Origin of the sequence: Streptomyces sp. NPDC000151 (assembly GCF_040301705.1) — a bacterium.
Classification (GTDB): Bacteria; Actinomycetota; Actinomycetes; order Streptomycetales; family Streptomycetaceae; genus Streptomyces.
On sequence record NZ_JBEPFC010000066.1, the window covers coordinates 19,620 to 37,470 of the forward strand.

General features: G+C 72.6%; 17 protein-coding genes. 9 read left to right on the forward strand and 8 right to left on the reverse strand.

Annotation, left to right across the window (positions count from 1 at the left end; all coding sequences use genetic code 11):
- Window positions 1–29: 29 nt before the first annotated feature.
- The 3 genes from ABT381_RS19590 (at window position 30) to mscL (ending at window position 2,487) form a co-directional block, all read left to right on the forward strand.
- Window positions 30–359, forward strand: coding sequence for an FmdB family zinc ribbon protein (locus ABT381_RS19590; protein WP_351595569.1), 330 nt, complete (start codon window positions 30–32; stop codon window positions 357–359).
- 98 nt (window positions 360–457) lie between these two features.
- On the forward strand, window positions 458–1,291 hold the full coding sequence (locus ABT381_RS19595; RefSeq protein WP_351595572.1) for an S-methyl-5'-thioadenosine phosphorylase: 834 nt from the start codon (window positions 458–460) through the stop codon (window positions 1,289–1,291).
- A gap of 623 nt (window positions 1,292–1,914) precedes the next feature.
- Window positions 1,915–2,487 carry a large conductance mechanosensitive channel protein MscL gene (gene mscL / locus ABT381_RS19600; RefSeq protein ID WP_467754536.1) on the forward strand — a complete coding sequence of 191 codons (573 nt, stop codon included), beginning with the start codon at window positions 1,915–1,917 and terminating at the stop codon, window positions 2,485–2,487.
- A gap of 44 nt (window positions 2,488–2,531) precedes the next feature.
- Here mscL and ABT381_RS19605 read toward each other — a convergent pair whose 3' ends face one another.
- The 4 genes from ABT381_RS19605 to ABT381_RS19620 all read right to left on the reverse strand — a co-directional run bounded on the left by ABT381_RS19605 (window position 2,532) and on the right by ABT381_RS19620 (window position 7,220).
- Window positions 2,532–2,783, reverse strand: coding sequence for a hypothetical protein (locus ABT381_RS19605; protein ID WP_351595578.1), 252 nt, complete (start codon window positions 2,781–2,783; stop codon window positions 2,532–2,534).
- A gap of 144 nt (window positions 2,784–2,927) precedes the next feature.
- The gene (locus tag ABT381_RS19610) at window positions 2,928–3,941 is read right to left on the reverse strand and encodes a LacI family DNA-binding transcriptional regulator (RefSeq protein ID WP_351595581.1); all 1,014 of its coding nucleotides are present in this window, start codon (window positions 3,939–3,941) and stop codon (window positions 2,928–2,930) included.
- A gap of 179 nt (window positions 3,942–4,120) precedes the next feature.
- Window positions 4,121–6,334: an arylsulfatase gene (locus ABT381_RS19615; protein ID WP_351595584.1), complete on the reverse strand. Its 2,214-nt coding sequence runs from the start codon at window positions 6,332–6,334 to the stop codon at window positions 4,121–4,123.
- Complete coding sequence (locus tag ABT381_RS19620) at window positions 6,321–7,220, reverse strand: formylglycine-generating enzyme family protein (RefSeq protein ID WP_351595623.1); 900 nt, start codon at window positions 7,218–7,220, stop codon at window positions 6,321–6,323. Before ABT381_RS19620 ends, ABT381_RS19615 begins: the two co-directional genes overlap by 14 nt.
- Window positions 7,221–7,614: 394 nt before the next feature.
- On the opposite strand from ABT381_RS19620, the gene ABT381_RS19625 reads away from it, so the two are divergent.
- Window positions 7,615–9,108, forward strand: a complete 1,494-nt coding sequence (locus ABT381_RS19625) for an MFS transporter (RefSeq protein ID WP_351595626.1) — start codon at window positions 7,615–7,617, stop codon at window positions 9,106–9,108.
- Between the two features lie 17 nt (window positions 9,109–9,125).
- Here the strand turns inward: ABT381_RS19625 and ABT381_RS19630 are convergent, their stop codons facing one another.
- Window positions 9,126–9,626, reverse strand: a complete 501-nt coding sequence (locus tag ABT381_RS19630) for an AMP-binding protein (RefSeq protein WP_351595587.1) — start codon at window positions 9,624–9,626, stop codon at window positions 9,126–9,128.
- A gap of 186 nt (window positions 9,627–9,812) precedes the next feature.
- Here ABT381_RS19630 and ABT381_RS19635 point away from each other — a divergent pair, with 186 nt between their 5' ends.
- Both ABT381_RS19635 and ABT381_RS19640 read left to right on the forward strand, forming a co-directional pair.
- Window positions 9,813–10,256 carry a nuclear transport factor 2 family protein gene (locus ABT381_RS19635; protein ID WP_351595590.1) on the forward strand — a complete coding sequence of 148 codons (444 nt, stop codon included), beginning with the start codon at window positions 9,813–9,815 and terminating at the stop codon, window positions 10,254–10,256.
- A 173-nt stretch (window positions 10,257–10,429) separates the two neighbouring features.
- Window positions 10,430–11,674: an NAD(P)/FAD-dependent oxidoreductase gene (locus tag ABT381_RS19640; protein WP_351595593.1), complete on the forward strand. Its 1,245-nt coding sequence runs from the start codon at window positions 10,430–10,432 to the stop codon at window positions 11,672–11,674.
- A gap of 49 nt (window positions 11,675–11,723) precedes the next feature.
- Here ABT381_RS19640 and ABT381_RS19645 read toward each other — a convergent pair whose 3' ends face one another.
- Window positions 11,724–12,821: a MerR family transcriptional regulator gene (locus tag ABT381_RS19645; RefSeq protein WP_351595596.1), complete on the reverse strand. Its 1,098-nt coding sequence runs from the start codon at window positions 12,819–12,821 to the stop codon at window positions 11,724–11,726.
- A 90-nt stretch (window positions 12,822–12,911) separates the two neighbouring features.
- Window positions 12,912–14,162, reverse strand: a complete 1,251-nt coding sequence (locus tag ABT381_RS19650; RefSeq protein WP_351595599.1) for an amidohydrolase — start codon at window positions 14,160–14,162, stop codon at window positions 12,912–12,914.
- A gap of 307 nt (window positions 14,163–14,469) precedes the next feature.
- Here ABT381_RS19650 and ABT381_RS19655 point away from each other — a divergent pair, with 307 nt between their 5' ends.
- Window positions 14,470–15,519, forward strand: coding sequence for a methyltransferase (locus ABT381_RS19655; protein ID WP_467754546.1), 1,050 nt, complete (start codon window positions 14,470–14,472; stop codon window positions 15,517–15,519).
- Window positions 15,520–15,552: 33 nt separating this feature from the next.
- Here the strand turns inward: ABT381_RS19655 and ABT381_RS19660 are convergent, their stop codons facing one another.
- Window positions 15,553–16,041 carry a group III truncated hemoglobin gene (locus ABT381_RS19660; RefSeq protein WP_351595605.1) on the reverse strand — a complete coding sequence of 163 codons (489 nt, stop codon included), beginning with the start codon at window positions 16,039–16,041 and terminating at the stop codon, window positions 15,553–15,555.
- Window positions 16,042–16,469: 428 nt separating this feature from the next.
- Between ABT381_RS19660 and ABT381_RS19665 the strand changes: the two genes are divergently transcribed.
- Entirely contained in the window at window positions 16,470–17,294 is an 825-nt protein-coding gene (locus ABT381_RS19665) for a hypothetical protein (protein ID WP_351595608.1), read from the forward strand.
- Window positions 17,295–17,348: 54 nt separating this feature from the next.
- Window positions 17,349–17,851, forward strand: a 503-nt coding sequence (locus ABT381_RS19670) for a P1 family peptidase (protein ID WP_351595611.1), incomplete at its 3' end; no start/stop codon positions are given.

Here is a 17,851-nt window from a genome sequence, read left to right on the forward strand (position 1 = left end):
CATTGAGTGAGAGTGCCAGGAGGAAGAACGTGCCGACCTACCAGTACCAGTGCACCGAGTGCGGCGAGGGCCTTGAGGCCGTGCAGAAGTTCACCGACGACGCGCTCACCGAGTGCCCCAGCTGCCGCGGACGCCTGAAGAAGGTCTTCTCGGCGGTCGGCATCGTCTTCAAGGGCTCCGGCTTCTACCGGAACGACAGCCGCGGCTCCTCGTCGAGCAGCACCCCGGCGTCGGCGTCCTCGTCGAGCACGCCCTCCTCGACGTCGAGCAGCTCCGACAGCAAGTCGTCGAGCTCGTCCTCGACCACGTCCGGGAGCAGCTCCTCCTCGACCACGTCGAGCAGCAGCTCGGCCGCCTGACAGCCTTTCCCGCGTACCCCGCCGTCACCGACGGCGGGGTACGCGGCGTTGTGGCGCACATCACCACGGGCGGTCCGTCGGCGGATATGGTGACCCGCATGGCGGACGCGGAGATCGGCGTAATCGGCGGCTCGGGTTTCTACTCCTTCCTCGACGAGGTGGCCGAGGTCGCCGTCGAGACGCCGTACGGGCCGCCCAGTGACTCGCTCTTCCTCGGGGAGGTCGGCGGCCGGCAGGTCGCGTTCCTGCCCCGGCACGGCCGCGGTCACCACCTCCCGCCGCACCGCATCAACTACCGCGCCAACCTGTGGGCGCTACGCTCGGTCGGCGTCCGCCAGGTCCTCGGGCCGTGCGCGGTCGGCGGCCTGCGCCCGGAGTACGGCCCCGGGACGCTCCTCGTGCCCGACCAGATCGTGGACCGTACGAAGACCCGCGTGCAGACGTACTTCGACGGGGTGCCCCTGCCGGACGGCAGCGTCCCGGACGTCGTGCACGTCGCCTTCGCCGACCCGTACTGCCCGGCCGGCCGCCGGACCGCCGTCGACGCCGCCCGCGGGCGCGACTGGGAGCCGGTGGACGGCGGCACGCTCGTGGTCGTCGAGGGCCCGCGCTTCTCCACGCGCGCCGAGTCGCGGTGGCATGCCGCGCAGGGCTGGTCGGTGGTCGGCATGACGGGCCACCCCGAGGCCGTCCTGGCCCGCGAACTGGGCCTGTGCTACACCTCCATGGCCCTGGTCACGGACCTGGACGCGGGGGCCGAGGCCGGCGAGGGCGTCTCGCACGACGAAGTCCTGCGGGTCTTCGCCGAGAACGTGGGCCGGCTGCGCGAGGTCCTTTTCGACGCGGTCGCCGCACTCCCCGCGGCCACGGCGCGCACCTGCGCCTGCTCCCAGGTCCACGCGGACCGGGAACTGGGAATCGAGCTGCCGTGACTGTTCTGGCGAACGGCAGCGACCGCGCTCGCGGACACCCCGTGAGCCCCTTGCGGGTGAGGGAGTTGTCCACAACCGACGAGTAGCGGGGTCGGCCGTCCACAGGCCGCCGCGGGCTCCGCCGGATTCGGTCAGGGTGGTTCTCGTCCGACGCCCTGGCGCACCGACGCGGGGGCGTGCAATTCCCCTCTTTCCGGCGGTGAACGGCAATGCCCACCTCCTCCTACACCAATCCCCCGTTGCCCGCACCCCCGTTGTGTGAGGTTCCACACTTCGAGCCATTCCGCATTCGCGGTGCGCGGCGCTGTACGCCGACCCTGCCGAAGGCCCGGTGGTACGCCGTTTCCGCTGGCCTGGCCGCCATGGCGGCCGCCCTCGCCATCGCCTCACCGGGCGGTGAAACACGCGCTGAAGGCCCTTTCAGCAATTCCGTTCTACTGGCCGAAACGCATCAGGCACGCAAAACTGTGACGGATGGTGGGGCAGCCACCCGATGTCGCAATGTGGCGATTTCACCCCGTACGGCGGTAACGCCATGCTGACCCGTACTGACGCTCCGTCCAACCCCCGGTCCCTTTTGACCTCATGGACAGCTCTGCCCCACCTCGCCGTAAGTTGCGCCGATGCCTTCGAGAGGCACGGCGTCCGTAGTAAGCGTGGAAAGAGGCTGTCAGGTGAGCGACGAGAAGAACGGCGTGCTGCAGGGATTCAAGGAATTCCTGATGCGCGGCAACGTCATCGAGCTTGCGGTTGCCGTCGTGGTCGGAGCCGCGTTCACCAACATCGTGAACGCTGTGGTGAAGGGCGTCATCAACCCGTTCGTCGGTGCGCTCGGTTCGCAGAACCTCGACCACTACAAGAGCTGCCTCAGCGCCACCTGCCACCCGGACCCCAAGACCGGCGAATTCACCGACGGCGTCTACATCCTCTGGGGCTCGGTGCTCAGCGCCGCGCTGACCTTCCTGATCACCGCCGCGGTCGTCTACTTCCTCATGATCCTTCCGATGAACAAGTGGAAGGCGCGTCAGGAGGCCAAGAAGCCGGTGGACGACACCCCGGTGGAGCCGACCGAGGTCGAGCTGCTGGCGCAGATCCGCGACGCGCTGATCACCCAGCGCAACGGCTCGGCGCCCGGCGTGGGCTCCGGCGCGATCCCCGGCCCCGTCGCCGTCTCCACGGAGAAGTCGCAGAGCTGACGCGAGCCGCCGCTCCACGCCTCGGACGCGGCTCTCCGGAGCCGTCAGATGTGGTGGGGCGGCTTCTCGTCCAGAAAGCGCGCCAGATCGGCGGCGCTGCTGCTCCCGGGCCCGGGCCGCTCGCCCCATCCCCGGTCCGTGTCGTCCGCCGACTGCTGGTCCAGCGGATCATCGAAGATCAACGCGGCGGCCGCGGGCTTCGCGCCCCGGCGTCCGCCGGTCCCCGCGGGCGTGACCGGAGCCTGCGCGGCCTCTTCCGGCTCGTTCTCGGCTGCGGCGTCCGCGGTCTCACTCATTCCTCCAGGGTACGGCCACCACGTACGGTCCCCGGCGCCGCTGTGCCGGGCGCTGCCGCCCCGGGGGAGCGCTTCCCCGGGTACGGAGCGTACGTCCCGTCCGAAGGCCCGCCCGGTCCGCCCGGTCCGGCCCGCCGGTCTCCGTTACGCCCCCGTCAGGGACGACTCCCGGACGACGAGGTGGTGCGGGATGCGCGTGGCCCGGTCGGCCTTCTCACCGGCGAGTACGGCGACGAGGGTGTCGACCGCGCGGCCGCCCAGCTCCTCGAGGTCGAGGGCGACAGCGGTCAGCGGAGGGCTCGTGTACATCGACAGTTCCACGTCCTCGCAGCACACCACCGCGAGGTCTTCGGGGATGCGCAGTCCCAGCTCTCCGGCGGCACGCATCGCGCCGACGGCCATCGGCGCATTGGCCGCGACCAGCGCCCGGACCTCGGGCCGCTCCTGGAGCAGGCGGACGACGGCGCGCCGGGCGGGCTCGCTCTGGAACGCGCCGCTGAGGTACATCCAGTTCTGTGGCGCGCGGCCGGCCCGCCGGCAGGCGGTCAGGTAGCCCGCGCGGAGTTCGGCGGAGAGCGTGGAGGACCGGCGGCCGCCGAGGAAGGCCACCGGCCAGAGGTCCTGGTCCAGCAGGTGCCGGGTGGCCTCGGCGCCCATGGCGGTGTTGTCGCTGACGATGGCGGGCACGGCGGAGTCGTCGACGGCGGTGCCGGTGGAGACGACGAACACTCCGGCTTCCAGCACCGCGCCGATCGCACTGCGTACAGCGGGCGCCGTCAGATCGTCGGCCGTCGCGATCAGTACGCCGTCGACGCCTCGGTGCGGCAGCCCTTCGAGGAAGGCGGTGAGCCGGTCGGACCGGTTGTCCAAGTCGTAGAGCAGCACGCTGTAGCCATGCTTCTCCGCCGCCTTCTGGACGGCCTTCGTCAGCTGCCCGTGGAACGGCTGCGAGACGTCGCCGACACACAGCGCCAGCACGCCGAAGGCGCCGCGCCGCAGGTTCCGGGCGCTGACGTTCGGGCGGTAGCCCAGTTCCTCGATCGCGGCCAGGACCCGTGCGCGCTTCTCCTCAGCCACGGTCTCCGGGTGGTTGAGGACCCGCGACACGGTGGTGCGCGATACGCCCGCGCGCCGCGCGACGTCGCTGATCGTTGCCATGGGTCCGCCTGTCCGTCCGTGTCCCGCACCGCCGGGACGCCGGGCGGCGACGGGCTCAGCCTCTCATGGGCCCGCCCCCACCCGGGCGCCGACCGCCGCCCGGCCCGCACCAACCACCGCCCGGGCCGCACCAACCGCCGCGGGGGCAGCTCCCACCACCGCCCGGGGCGCCTCGGCGGTCACTCCGTGGCCTCCAGGACGTCGGCCAGCTCATCGGACGACCCCGGGCCGGTGAAGTCCAGCGTCACATCGATCAAGGCGTCGGTGGGGAGCGGGAATTCACCGGTGTAGGCCGGGGACACCTGGCTCACCGCGTCGCGCCCGACGTCGAGGCCGAATCCGGAGAGCCGGGCAGCGGTCATCGGGATCTCCGCCCCGGCGACCGCCTCCCCCGCCACTTCCAGTACCAGCCGTGCGGACCGGTCCTCCCGGCGCTCCAGAAGGAAGCCTGCCGTCACCTCGCCGGCCGGGAGGGGCCGGGGAGAGACGCACCGCACGTGCTCGTCGAGCAGCCGGTGTTCGAAGACCAGGTGCCGGTCCTGGAGGTACAGCACGTAGCCGCCCGCGCTGGTGCCGCTGGCCAGTACGACCCCGTCGGCGGCGCGACGCAGCCGGGCGGTCGCCCGCATCGAGCGATTGCTGCCCGTGATCCGGCAGGCGGCGGGGACATGGCCCGAGCCCGCCTCCAGGACCACCCGCCGGGCGCTCAGCATGCCCTGCCCGGTGTCCAGTGCGAGCAGCTCCTTCAGCGGCCGGTCGTCGAGGGGGAAGACCTCGTGGGTGGCGGCCTCTTCCTCCCACAACTCGCACAGCAGCTTGAGCTGCTCCGGCTCCGCCGCGGCCAGGTCGTGGCTTTCGGAGAAGTCGCGGGTGGTGTCGTAGAGCCGCCAGACGTCGTCCTCGTAGGGCGTCGCGGGGACATGCGTGGCGACTGCCTTCCAGCCCTGGTGGCGGATGGCGCGGTGTCCCAGCATTTCGAAGTACTGGGTCTCCCGGGGCGCCGGCGCGGTGGCGTCGGCGAACGTCCCGGCGATGCTGCGGCCGTCGAACGCAGCGCCGTCCGCCGGGATTCCGGCGAGCCCCAGCAGCGTTGGCGCCACATCGACGGCGTGCACGAACTGGTCGCGTATGCCGCCCGCGTCCGTGATGCCGCGCGGCCAGTGCACGACCAGCGGCACGCGGACGCCGCCCAGGTCGGTGTACTGCTTGTACAGCCGGAAGGGCGTGTTGCCGGCCGTCGCCCAGCCCTCGGGATAGTGGGCAGGGCCCTGCGGGCCGCCGAGCCGGCCGAGCCGGGAGAGTTCCTGCGCGACGCTCTGGCCGACGCCGTTGTACGGGGCGTTGACATCGACGGCGCCCTGCGGACCGCCTTCCCTGCTGGCGCCGTTGTCGGACATGACGAGCACGACGGTGTCCTCCAGCGCTCCCCACTCCTCCAGCGCCGCGACGACCCGGCCGAGCTGGGCGTCGGCGTGTTCCAGGAAGCCCGCGTACGCGGCCTGCAGGTGCGTGAACAGGGTCCGCTCGTCCTCGGTGAGGTCGGCCCACGGCCTCACACCGGGATTGCGCTCGGTCAGTTCGGTTCCCTCGGGCACGAGCCCCGCTTCGGTCTGGCGGCGCAGCCGGTCGGCTCGGGTACGGTCCCAGCCCTTGGCGAAGACGTCGAGGTACCGCTCGATGTACGCCTTCGGTGCCTGGAACGGGGCGTGCGTGGCTCCCAGGGCGAGCTGCAGGTAGAAGGGGCTGCCGGGCCGGTAGGTGCGGTGCTCGCGCAGATAGCCGATGGCCCGGTCGGCGAGGTCGGCGGAGAGGTGGTACTCCGGGTCCGGGTCCGGCTGGACCTGGTGGTTGTCCTCGTACAGCTCCGGCGCGTGCTGGTCGGTGCAGCCGTCCATGAAACCGTAGTACCGGTCGAAGCCGCGCGGCACGGGCCAGTTGTCGAAGGGGCCGGCCGGGGTGATCTCGTGGCCGGGGGTCAGGTGCCACTTGCCGACCAGGTAGGAGCCGTAGTCGGCGGTCCGCAGGTGCGTGGGGAGCAGCGGCACGTCGGGGTCCACCCGGCCGCGGGAGTTGGCGAAGCCGGTGTCGGTGTCCGCGATGAAGCGCATGCCGAGCTTGTGGTTGTTGCGGCCGGTCAGCAGGCAGGCGCGGGTCGGCGAACACATCGGTGTCACATGGAAGTTGGTGTAGCGCAGCCCGTCGGCGGCCAGCCGGTCGATGGTGGGGGTACGGATCTCGGAGCCGAAGCAGCCGAAGTCGGACCAGCCGGTGTCGTCCAGGATCACCATCAGGACGTTGGGGGCCCCAGCGCCTGGGGCCGCGGGCCACCACGGCGTGGAGTCGGCGGCGGTCCGGCCGACGCGGCCGGTCGGCGAGGGCTCAGGCGATGACACTGGTTCCTCCTGTGGAGCCGGTGGTGGGTTCCGGGTCGGCCACGCAGCGGAAGCCGGTGTGTCCGGTGCTGGTGTCCGGGGTGTTCGAGGTGCGGGCGGCCACGCGGTAGCGGTTGCAGTACGAGGAGTGGCAGAGGTAGGAACCGCCGCGGATGGCCTTCGCTTCGCCGCTCAGCGGGCCCTGCGGGTTGTCCCGGGTCTCCTGGGTGTCCGGCACGTGCCAGCTGGTGCTCCACCAGTCGGCGCACCACTCCCAGACGTTGCCGGCGACGTTGTGGAGGCCGTAGCCGTTGGGCCGGTACGACTTCGCGGGAGCGGTGCCGAGGTAGCCGTCCGCACCGGTGTTGTGGTCCGGGAACGCGCCCTGCCAGATGTTGCAGCGGTGCCGGCCGCGCGGGAGCAGCTCCTCGCCCCAGGGGTAACGCGCCTGGTCGAGGCCGCCGCGGGCCGCCCGCTCCCACTCGGCCTCGGTGGGCAGTCGCTTGCCGGCCCAGGCCGCGTATGCCGCGGCGTCGTTCCACGACACGTGCACGACGGGGTGTTGATCCAGCTGCTGGAGGGAGGAGCCCGGGCCGTACGGGGCGCGCCAGGAGGCGCCGGAGACGGCGAGCCACCACGGGGCCTGCGGGACGCCCTCCTGGCGTACGTACCGGCGGGCCTGCGGGTGGACGAGCGCGTAGAACACGAACGACCAGCCGTAGCGCTCCGCGTCGGTGACGTGCCCGGTGTCGCGGACGAAGCGGGAGAACTGCCGGTTGGTGACCGTGCAGGGGTCGATGAGGAAGGGGCGGGTGACCACGGTCCGCACCGGCCCCTCGCCGTCCGCGGGAAAGGCGTCGGGGTCGGCCCCTCCCATACGGAAGCCGCCACCCGGCACGGCCACCATCCCCGCAACGGCCGCCGCCCGCTTCACGCCCACAGCCGCGCCCACGCCCGGTACCGCCGTGTCCGCCACCGCCCCGCTCGCGGCCCCCGTCCCTCCGGGTTCCGCGTTCCGGGCGCGCGGGGCGCAGCACGCGCTCACGGCGTGCCCTCCACCGGCTTCATCTCGACCTCCTGCTGGGTTCCCAGTGCCGCACAGCTACCACCGACAAGCTCTGGTATCGATTCCAGAAAGCTAAGACACCCCCTCCTCGACGTCAACCTCCACCTACCGGCCGAGCCAACGAAACGCGTATCACCTGCGAACTTTCTCACGCAGGGCCATTGACAGACTCCAGCAATCAACCTCACGCTGCACTGGAATTGATTCCATAGCGTGGGAGGTGGGGGCGGTGAGCATGGACAGTGCGGTCACGGAAACACTCCGGCAGGCCGGGCATCCCTGGAAAGCGGCATTGGCCAGCGGGGTCGGCTCGATGCTGGAGTTCTACGACTTCTTCATCTACAGCCCGATGGCCGCGCTGGTCTTCGCCAAGATCTTCTTCCCGGCGAGTGCGCCCGGCACCGGCACCCTGCTGGCCCTGGCCACCTTCGCCGTCGGCTTCGTCGCCCGGCCCATCGGCGGCCTGATCTCCGGCCACTTCGGGGACCGCGTGGGGCGGCGCCCCATGCTCGTGGCGAGCTTCCTGTTCACCGGCGCCGTGACGTTCTCCGTCGGGCTGCTGCCCACGTACGGCCAGGTCGGCATCTGGGCGCCGATCCTGCTGGTGACGCTGCGCTTCTTGCAGGGCGTCGGGCTCGGTGGCGAGTGGGGCGGTGCGGCCCTCCTCGCGGTCGAGCACGCGCCGCCCGGCCGCAAGGCGTTCTTCGGCAGCATCGTCTCGGCGAGCGCGCCGGTCGGCGTCATCCTCGCCAACGGCGTCGTGGCGCTGCTGACCGCCGCGCTCACCGAGGAGCAGATGCTCGCCTGGGGCTGGCGACTGCCGTTCCTGGTCAGCGTGGTGCTCGTCCTCGTCGGGCTGGTGCTGCGCCTCAAGGTCGAGGAGAGCCCGGACTTCGCCCGTACGAAGAAGACCGCCCGTACGAAGGAGACCGCCCGTACGAAGGAGACCACGCGTGCGAAGGAGACCACGCACAGGAACGAGGCCGCGCGCACGGAGGACACCGGGCGGGCGGACGGGGACCAGCAGGCCGTTCGGCCCCCCGGCCGGGAGCGCGAGCGCGGACGTACGCCGGTGCTGGAAGCCGTCACCCGGTATCCGAAGCAGATCCTCTCCGTGATCGGCATCCATATCGGGCCCACCACGGTCGGCTTCCTCAGCGGCGCCTTCCTCGTGGGCTACGCCGAAGCCGTCATGGGCATCAGCGCGTCGGTGGCGCTGACCGGAAACATCGTCGGCAGCGTCGTCAATCTGCTGCTCACGCCGTTGGCCGGGCGCCTGGCCGACCGCTTCGGTCAGCGCGGCGTTCTCCTGACCGGTGGCGCGGCGGTCGCTCTGTGGGGCCTTCCGATGGTCTGGCTGCTCAATACCCACAGCGTGGCGGCGCTGTTCTGCGTCTTCATCGGCGGTTCGCTGACCCAGGCGCTGCTGTCAGCGCCGGAGCCGGCGTACTTCGCGAGCCTGTTCCCGCCCGAGGTCCGCTACAGCGGCATGTCCATCGGCTATCAGACCGCGACGATCCTCGGCGGCGGAGCGGGCCCCCTCATCGCACAGGCACTGGTCAACGGCGCCGGCGGATCGGTCCAGCCGGTCGGCTTCCAGGTGCTGGTCGCGGGCCTGCTGGTGCTGGCGGCGGTACTGCTCGTCCGTCCCCTCGCGGCACCCACGGACGGCACCGGACGCACGGGCCACGGCAGCACCACCCGTACCGGCAGCCCACAGCAGGCCTGAGGCCCAGGCCCCAGCCCTTACCCCGCGTCGAGAACCTCGTGCCACCAGCGATCGCGGCCGGGGTGCCAGGCCACGGGGCGGGGGCAGCGGTTCACGACCAGTACGGTCCGTACGTCCGTGCCGCCGCCCGACAGGGCCCGGTCGATCGTGGCCTTGACCGGACGCACCGCGCCGTCCCAGAAGGCGGCATCGGCGGTGATCACCACATTCGCGCCGGACTCCTTGACCCTGGCGGCGAGTTCAGGGGCCGTCAGCGACACCGGCAGGGTGCTGCGTACGGCGTCGATACGGCCGCAGGCGAGCGTGGCGATCACCGACTCGGGCACCAGGGGCAGGTGGACGGCCACCCGGTCGCCGGCGCGTACGCCGAAGCGGGTCAGGGCGGCGGCGGCCCGGGACGACCGGTCGAGGAGCTGACCATGGGTCAACTCCTCCACCCGCCCCGGCTCGCCGGTCCAGCTCAAGGCGATCTCCGTCGCTTGCGGGGCGAGGCACGAGTCGATGGGCTCGGAGGGCACGCGGCGCAACATGCGCCCAGCTTGGAGATCGTGGATCAACGTTTGTTGAACGTGCGATAGATGCCCCCACCAACGGAACCGGATCTCGGGATTCGATGGACTCGGTATCCGATGGACTCGGGATTCGGTGGACTCGGTGTCCGATGTCCGCCAGCGTGTATCCGCCCCGGGAGTCAGGCTCATGCCATGACGACTGCCACGACTGCCACGCCTGCCACCAAGGACGTTCTCGCCGGCATGTACGCCGCCGAGGCCCAGTACCTGGCCGACGGGGGCCCGGGCAGGGCCTCGTTCGACGTGCTCGCTCCCTATTTCTCGCCCGATGTCGTCCTCCATCAGGCCGACTCCCTGCCGTACGGGGGAACCTGGCGGGGGCACGACGGCATGGCGCGGTTCTTCGTCGCGATGAGCCGCGCCTGGGCGGCCTTCGACATGGTGGAGCAGGAGTTCCTCGACACCGGGGAGAGCGGAACCGCGGTGGTGCTCACCCAGGTACGGGCGACGGCACGGGCGACCGGCCGGGAACTCGTCTTTCCCATCCTGCAGACCCTCCGCGTCGAGGCTGGACGGATCGCGGAAGTGCGGCCCTTCTACTGGGACACCGCGGCCGTCGCCGCCGCCTGTACGTGACCGTCCGCGCCCTCGCCCCCACTCCCCACCCCTGGGAGGCTGAGCGGGAACCCGTCCACCGGACACCGTCCACGGGACACGTCCGCTGGACCCCGTCAACGGACACCGTCCGCTGGACCCCGTCCACGGGACCCCGTCCGGGCGCGCCGCGCCCCTCGGTTCAGGAGGCTCATATGTCCACGTCAGCCAGTCATCCGTCCCCGCAGCCCGCGGAGCGGTCGGCCCGGGTGCACCACCGCATCGTCGTCGTCGGCGGCGGTACCGCCGGGATCACCGTGGCCGCGCGGCTGCGGCGGGCCGGGGCGCCGGACGTTGCGGTACTGGAGCCGTCCGGTACGCACTGGTACCAGCCGCTGTGGACGCTGGTCGGCGGCGGCCAGGCGCCGCTGCGGGCGTCGTTACGCACCGAGGCCGAGGTCATGCCGCCCGGCGTGCACTGGCTGCGGGAGGCCGCCGTGTCCGTCGATCCTGCCGCGCGTACGGTCGGCACGGCGTCCGGGCGGACCGTGTCGTACGACCGGCTGGTGCTCGCGCCGGGGCTGCGGCTGGACCCCGACGGCGTGCCCGGACTCGCGCAGGCCATCGGGCACGACGGCGTGACCAGCAACTATCTGCCCGAACTGGCGCCGCTCACCTGGGATCTGATCCGCCGCATGAGGAGCGGGACCGCGCTGTTCACGATGCCGGCCGGGCCGGTGAAGTGCGGCGGCGCGCCGCAGAAGATCGCGTACCTGGCCGCCGACCACTGGCGCAAGCGCGGCGTGCTGGACCGCATCCGGGTCGTCCTCGTGCTGCCCGACACGGCGATGTTCAAGGTGCCGGAGTTCGGCCGGGTACTGGAGGACGTGGCCCTGCGGTACGGCATCGAAGTACGGCTGCGGTCGGAGATGGTGTCCGTGGACGGCGCGGCGCGCGAGGCCCTGATCGTGAACCACGCGACCGGCGACAAAGAGACGCTCTCCTACGACCTGCTGCACGCCGTCCCGCCGCAGGCCGCCCCCGAGTGGGTCGCCGACGGGCCACTGGCCGACCCGGCCTCGCCCTTCGGGTACGTGAAGGCCGACCCTGCGACGCTGCAACACCCGGACCACCCGGAGGTGTTCGCGCTCGGGGACGTCGCGAACCTGCCGACCTCGAAGACCGGCGCGGCCGTGCGCAAGCAGGCCCCCGTGGTGGTCGCCAACCTCCGGGACACGCTGCGCGGCCGCCCGCTCCGCGCCCGCTACGACGGGTACACGTCCTGCCCGCTGGTCACCGCGCGCCACAAGATGCTGCTGGCCGAGTTCGACTACGACCTGAAGCCCGCTCCCTCGCTGCCCTTCGTGGACACGACGAGGGAGCGGACGGACATGTGGTTCCTCAAGCGGTACGGGCTGCCGCAGTTCTACTGGCACCGGATGCTCAAGGGACTGGGGTGATGCTCAACGAACAGGGGTGATGCTCAACGAGCAGGGCTGATGCAGGCTTTCAGGGCCCGGCGGGCCGCCCCGCCGCCGTGACCGTGTCCGCGACGACGCAGCTGACGTTGTCCGGGGCGCCGGCCGCGTGGGCGAGCGCGATCAGGTCGCGCACCGCCTGTTCCGGGGTGCCGCAGGTGGCCAGTACGCGGCGCAGATCCGCGTCCGTGACCACGCCGTACAGGCCGTCGGAGCAGAGCAAGTAGCGGTCGCCGGGCCGGGCGTCGCGCAGCTTCACGTCCGGTACGGAGCGCTCGTCGTCCCGGCCGTCCAGCGCCCGCAGCAGCAGCGCCCGCTGCGGGTGCGCGGACGCCTCCTCGGGGGTGATCCGGCCCTCGTCGACGAGGGACTGGACGAGGGTGTGGTCGTGCGTGATGCGGAAGAAGCCGCCGTCGCGCAGCAAGTAGGCGCGGGAGTCGCCGACGTGCACCAGCGCCAGCCGGGAGCCGGTCCACAGCAGCGCGGTGAGGGTGGTGCCGCTGTCCTCGCCCGTGCTCCGCTCCGCCACGGCGCGGTTCGCCCGTCCCACCGCCTCGCTGAGGGTGTTGAGGATGTCGCCGGGGAGCGGGGCCGGGGCGCTCTCCACGGTGCGCAGCGCCTCGATCGCGGCGGTACCGGCGGCGGCCCCGTCCGCGCCGTAGCCGTCGGCGACCGCGAGCAGCCGGCTGTCCGCGTATGCCGTGTCCTGGTTGCCCTCGCGCACCAGGCCGGTGTCCGACAGGGCCGCGTACCGGATGCCGGTGATCGTCTCGTGGGTCATGGCCGGGTCCTCTCCGCTGAGCTGGTCGATGAGGAAGGCGGCCAGGTCCCGGCGGGCCGCGGTGTCCGCCTCGACCCCGGCCCAGTACGCCGCGAGCTCCGCGGCGGCCTCGGCCGGGGCCAGGTCGCACACCGTCCGGATACGGGCCAGCGGCATGCCGAGGCGGCGCAGCCACGCCACCAGGCGGGCCCGTTCGAGCTGGTCCCGGGCGTAGAAGCGGTAGCCGTTGAACGGGTCGACGCGGGCCGGGCGCAGCAGGCCCAGGTCGTCGTAGAGCCGCAGCGCCTTCGGCGACAGCCGGGAGGCGCGGGCGAAAGCCCCGATCGTCAGCAGACCGTCCTCCGCCACCCGTCACCACCTCCTGGTACGCCGCCTTCCAGGACCGACCCTGGGCCCTGCCCCAAGGGCAAGGTCAACGCCGGTGCCGTACGGCGGGCTTCAGGACTCCGACGGACCGGACCCCAGCCCGGTCAGCGCCGCGGCCACCAGTGCCCGCGTCCCCATCGACAGCGTCGGCTGCTGGACCGGCGCGAAATACGCCGAGTGGTTGGAGGGGATGTCCTGGGCGAGCCGGCCGGCCTCCATCGCCTTGCGGAAGGCGGCCGGGTCCCAGCCGCCGAGCCACCAGTAGTACAGCGGTGCGTCCGCCGCCGTGGCGAGCAGGCCCGCGTCCTCGCTGCCGGAGGCCGGGTCGAAGGGGAACAGCGCCTGGTCGCCGAAGAGGCCGGCGAAGGCGGCGTTGACCTCGCGCAGCGTCCCGGAGTCGTTGCGGGTGACGGGGAAGGTCGCGAGGGTCTCGGTCTCGGGGGCGCGCGCCGCGCCGGACGCGGCGGCCTCGGCGCGCGCGATCCGGTCGACGGCGGCCAGCACCCGGGCGCGTACCTCCTCGTCGAAGGTGCGGATGCTGAGCTGGACGGTGGCCCGGTCGGGGATGACGTTCGGGGCGTCGCCCGCGTGGAAGGAGCCGACGGTGACGACGGCCTGCTCCCTGGGCGCGGTCTCGCGGGCGACGACGGACTGCACGCGCTGCACGAAGGAGGCGGCCATCAGGATCGGGTCGACCGTGGTCTCGGGGCGGGAGCCGTGGCCGCCGGTGCCGTGGAAGGTGATGCGCAGGCTGTCGGCGGCGGCCATGCAGGCGCCGTCGTGGTACGCGATCAGGCCGGCCCCGAGCGGCGCGACGTGCTGGGCGAAGACCACGTCCGGCGTGGGGACCTTGCTGTAGAGGCCGTCGTCGATCATCTTCTGCGCGCCGCCGCCGTCCTCCTCGGCGGGCTGGAAGAGGACGACGAGGGTGCCGGACCAGTGGTCGCGCCCGGTGGCGAGCAGACCGGCCGCGCCGGCCAGGCAGGTGACGTGCACGTCGTGGCCGCAGGCGTGCATCACGCCCGGCTCGGTGGAGGCGTACGGAAGGCCGGACCGCTCGGTCACGGGCAGCGCGTCCATGTCGGCGCGGAGCAGGACCGTCGGTCCCTCGCCGTTGCGCAGTACACCCACCACGCCGGTGCGGCCGATGCCCGTGAGCACGTCATAGCCGTCGGCGGTCAGCCGGCGGGCGGCCTCGGCGGCGGTGCGGGTCTCCTGGAAGGACAGTTCGGGGTGCCGGTGGAGATCTTCGTAGAGGGCTTCGAGGTCCGCCATGCGGGCGTCGAGCGGGGCCAGGACCATCTCACGCGCACGATCGCTCATGTGCCGTATTCGATCACGGAACACCCATACGGGCACAGGGGCGCGGCCCGTCCGACGGCCGCCGCGTGCCACGCGGCGAGGCGGAAGGTACGGAGCGGTGGCCGGAGTTCGCGGGTGGTGCGAGAAGCGCCCGTGACAGGCGGGCCGGGCGCTGCCACGGTGGTCGTCCGGTGCGGGACGGTCGGACGGCTCGGCTCGGCCCGGACACCAGCTCTCACCTCTGGTGAGTGACGGGAGGCAGAAGTTGACCACGTCATCGACCGGCCGGCCCACCGGGCGGCCCGCGGACCGTCCGGCCGGCGGCCGGATGCCGGAGGACCCGGTCGCCTTTCTGATGGAGCACGCGCTGGGGCACCTGTTCTCCGCCGCCCTGCGCACCGCGGTCCAGTACCGCATCGCCGACCATCTCGCCGAGGGGCCGCGCACGGCCGAGCGGCTCGCCGAGGCCACCGGCACGGACGGCCCTCACCTGCGGCGCGTGCTGCGCTACCTCGCCACCCGGGACATCTTCCGCGAGGACGCGACCGGCGCCTTCCGGCTGACGCCGGCGGCGCAGCCGCTCCGTTCGGACGTGCCGCACTCCCTGCGGGACGCGGTGCTGATGATGACCGACGAGACATTCCTCCGGTCCTCGGCGGGGCTGGCGGAGACCGTACGGACCGCCGGGCCCTCCTTCGACCGGCTCTTCGGGGCGCCGCTCTTCGAGTTCCTGGCCGCCGACCCCGGGACGCGCGAGCTGTTCGACACGGGGATGGCATCGCTGTCCGGCCCGGTGGACGGGCTCGTCGCGGAGAGCTATCCGTTCCCCGAGGGCAGCACGGTGGTCGACGTCGGCGGCGGGCGGGGCGGGCTGCTGCGGTCCGTCCTGGAGCTCCACCCCTCGCTCTCCGGAGTGCTCTACGACCAGGAGCCGGCGATCGCCCGGCATCTGCTGGACGTACCGGAGCTGGCGGGCCGCTGGCGGGCCGAGGCGGGCGACTTCTTCGCCGCCGTACCGGAAGGCGGTGACGTCTACGTCCTCAAGCACGTGCTGCACGACTGGCCGGACGCGGCCTGCGTGGAGATCCTGCGGCGGGTCAGGGCCGCGGCCCCGGCGCACGGCCGGCTGCTGATCGTCGACTCGGTGCTGCCGCCGGGCAACGCGCCGCACTACGGCAAGGCGATGGACGTGGCGATGATGGCGGTACTCGACGGGAAGGAGCGGACCGCCGAGGAGTACGCCACGCTGCTCTCGGCGGCGGACTTCCGGCTGACCCGCGTACTGTCCACGCCCGCCTTCCCCTCGATCGTGGAGTCGGTACCGGCGGCGCGGCCGGCGCCCCGGGGCGCGGAGGGGGACGGACAGCGGCAGCCGTAGCCGCCCGCCGCCGCTGTTACAGAGCCAGCGCTGTTACAGGGCCACCGCCGTCGCCCGCAGCCGCAGTGCGGCCAGCGGTACGAAGCCACCGGCGCCGCCTCCGGTGTCGGCGGACGTGCCGTACAGGCGGCGCAGCATCGCGACCGCGATCCGTTCGCCCTGCGCCTTGGCGCGCTCGGCGCGCGGTCCGGTGTGCAGCCCGTCCACGGTGGCCTGCCACAGCTGCACCCAGCGTCCGAAGTGCGCGGCGGTCAGCGGCCGGATGCCGTGCAGGACGGCGTGCGCGGCGAAGACGTCGCCGCGGTACTCCGCGGTGCGGAACAGCGCCCGCTCCCAGAAGTCGGTGATCGTCGGCAGGTGCGCCGTCAGGTCGGTGCCCGCGACGTCGGTGAAGAACGGGCCGATCAGCGGGTCGGCGAAGGCGGCGGTGTAGAAGCGGCGCAGCAGCCGGTCGAGGTCGGGGCGGTCGGCGAGGTCCGCGCGGCCTTCCGGGGCTCGCCCCTCGGGGGCCTGCCCCGGCACCGGCCCCTCGGATACGCGCTGCTCAACCCGTATGCCCGACGGCACACCCCCGTCGCACGATTCCCTCACAGCCGGTCTCCTGCCACTCGCGCCGTCTCCGCCGTTCACCACGTCCCCGGCTTCCCATGGTGCCCGATGCCGCCGCGTCGCCCCGCGCACCACCGGGTACGGAATCCGGTCAACCCTCGCTGACCGAGCGGCAGCGGTCGCCCGGGCCGCCGTACAGTACGCCGCCAGTACACCGCGCCAACTGTCCGCCCCGCACCGGTGGATACCCGTTCCGCGTCCGCACCGACCGCCACACGGCATGATGTGCAGAACAAGCGGAACAAGGGACCCGCGGGGCTAAACCCGCCCTGTGAAGGGTAGGGTGCATATTGCCCCCTTTTATGCCCACGAAGCGCTGTCGCGCGAGGAGTTGTCACACCATGGCAGGCCGGCACGCCCAGCCCAGTGAGCGAATACGCCTGTCCCGACGCGGCAAGGCCGTCGGCGGTGCGGCCGTGGTGGTCCTGATGGGCACCGCGCTGTGCGCCTGGCCCGCCTCGGGGGACGACAACCGCACGGACGGCGTCTCGGTGACCGCGCAGGACGGGCCCACCGCGACCGCCTCCTCCAAGCAGCGGCCCACCGGCCTCAAGCAGGGCTCCCCGGTCCGTTCGGAGCCGGGCCACATCCCCGGCCTCGACGCGGCCACCCGGGACCGCATCCCGGCCCGGTCCCAGCAGGTCCTCGTCGTCACGGGCGAGGGCACCGACTCGCACGACTCCACCGTCACGCTCTACACCCGCGCCAAGGGCTCCGAGAAGTGGCGCGCGGGCACGGCGTGGGCGGCGCACAACGCCGCCAAGGGCTGGACGAAGGACCACCGCTACGGCGACCTGCGCTCGCCCGAGGGCGTCTTCTCGCTCAGCGACGCGGGCGGCAAGCTGGCCCCGCCGCGCGGCACGAAGCTTCCGTATGACCACAGCTCCTCCTTCGTCGCCAACGGATCGGGCGTGGAGGGCGAGCCACTGGCCGGCGCGTTCGACTACGTCATCGCGATCGACTACAACCGCGTGCCGGGCTCCTCGCCGCTGGACCCGCGGCGCCCCGAAGGCGCGGCGAAGGGCGGCGGCGTCTGGCTGCACGTCGACCACGACGGCCCCACCCAGGGCTGCGTCAGCCTCAAGGCCGACGTGATGCGCGAGCTGCTGCGGACGCTGGATCCGGCCAAGCACCCCGTCATCGTGATGGGCCCGTCGGGCCGCTGAGACCGGCTCCGCACAATCCCCTCCGGCGCCGCGCGCCCGTGGTACGCATGGACCATGGCCGACCGCACACGCACCGGACAGTCCCCCGACGCGGGTACCGAGCAGTCCCTCACCCCGCACGGCCCGCACGACGCGCTGACCGACGTGCCGGGCCTCCGGGTCGGGCACGCGCAGCGCACGGACGCGGGCCAGCTCACCGGCACGACCGTCGTCCTCGCGCCCGAGGGCGGCGCGGTCGCCGCCGTCGACGTACGGGGCGGCGGCCCCGGCACCCGCGAGACCGACGCCCTGGACCCGCGCAACCTCGTACAGCGCGTGGACGCCGTGGTACTGACCGGCGGCAGCGCCTTCGGACTGGACGCGGCCTCGGGCGTCGCGGCCTGGCTGGAGGACCACGGCCGGGGCTTCCAGGTGGGACCCGACCCCGCGCAGGTGGTGCCGGTGGTGCCCGCCGCCGCCCTCTTCGACCTGGGGCGGGGCGGCGACTGGCGGGCCCGTCCGGACGCGGCGCTCGGCCGCGCGGCGATCGAGGCGGCGCACCGCGGCGCGCCCGGCTC

Excerpts from the sequence above, each read along its gene's own strand:
- ABT381_RS19595 (WP_351595572.1), top strand. The coding sequence starts at position 458 with ATGGCGGACGCGGAGATCGGCGTAATCGGCGGCTCGGGTTTCTACTCC.
- mscL (WP_467754536.1), top strand. The coding sequence starts at position 1,915 with ATGCCTTCGAGAGGCACGGCGTCCGTAGTAAGCGTGGAAAGAGGCTGT.
- ABT381_RS19605 (WP_351595578.1), bottom strand. The coding sequence starts at position 2,783 with ATGAGTGAGACCGCGGACGCCGCAGCCGAGAACGAGCCGGAAGAGGCC.
- ABT381_RS19610 (WP_351595581.1), bottom strand. The coding sequence starts at position 3,941 with ATGGCAACGATCAGCGACGTCGCGCGGCGCGCGGGCGTATCGCGCACC.
- ABT381_RS19620 (WP_351595623.1), bottom strand. The coding sequence starts at position 7,220 with ATGGTGGCCGTGCCGGGTGGCGGCTTCCGTATGGGAGGGGCCGACCCC.
- ABT381_RS19625 (WP_351595626.1), top strand. The coding sequence starts at position 7,615 with ATGGACAGTGCGGTCACGGAAACACTCCGGCAGGCCGGGCATCCCTGG.
- ABT381_RS19635 (WP_351595590.1), top strand. The coding sequence starts at position 9,813 with ATGACGACTGCCACGACTGCCACGCCTGCCACCAAGGACGTTCTCGCC.
- ABT381_RS19640 (WP_351595593.1), top strand. The coding sequence starts at position 10,430 with ATGTCCACGTCAGCCAGTCATCCGTCCCCGCAGCCCGCGGAGCGGTCG.
- ABT381_RS19650 (WP_351595599.1), bottom strand. The coding sequence starts at position 14,162 with ATGAGCGATCGTGCGCGTGAGATGGTCCTGGCCCCGCTCGACGCCCGC.
- ABT381_RS19655 (WP_467754546.1), top strand. The coding sequence starts at position 14,470 with ATGCCGGAGGACCCGGTCGCCTTTCTGATGGAGCACGCGCTGGGGCAC.
- ABT381_RS19665 (WP_351595608.1), top strand. The coding sequence starts at position 16,470 with ATGGCAGGCCGGCACGCCCAGCCCAGTGAGCGAATACGCCTGTCCCGA.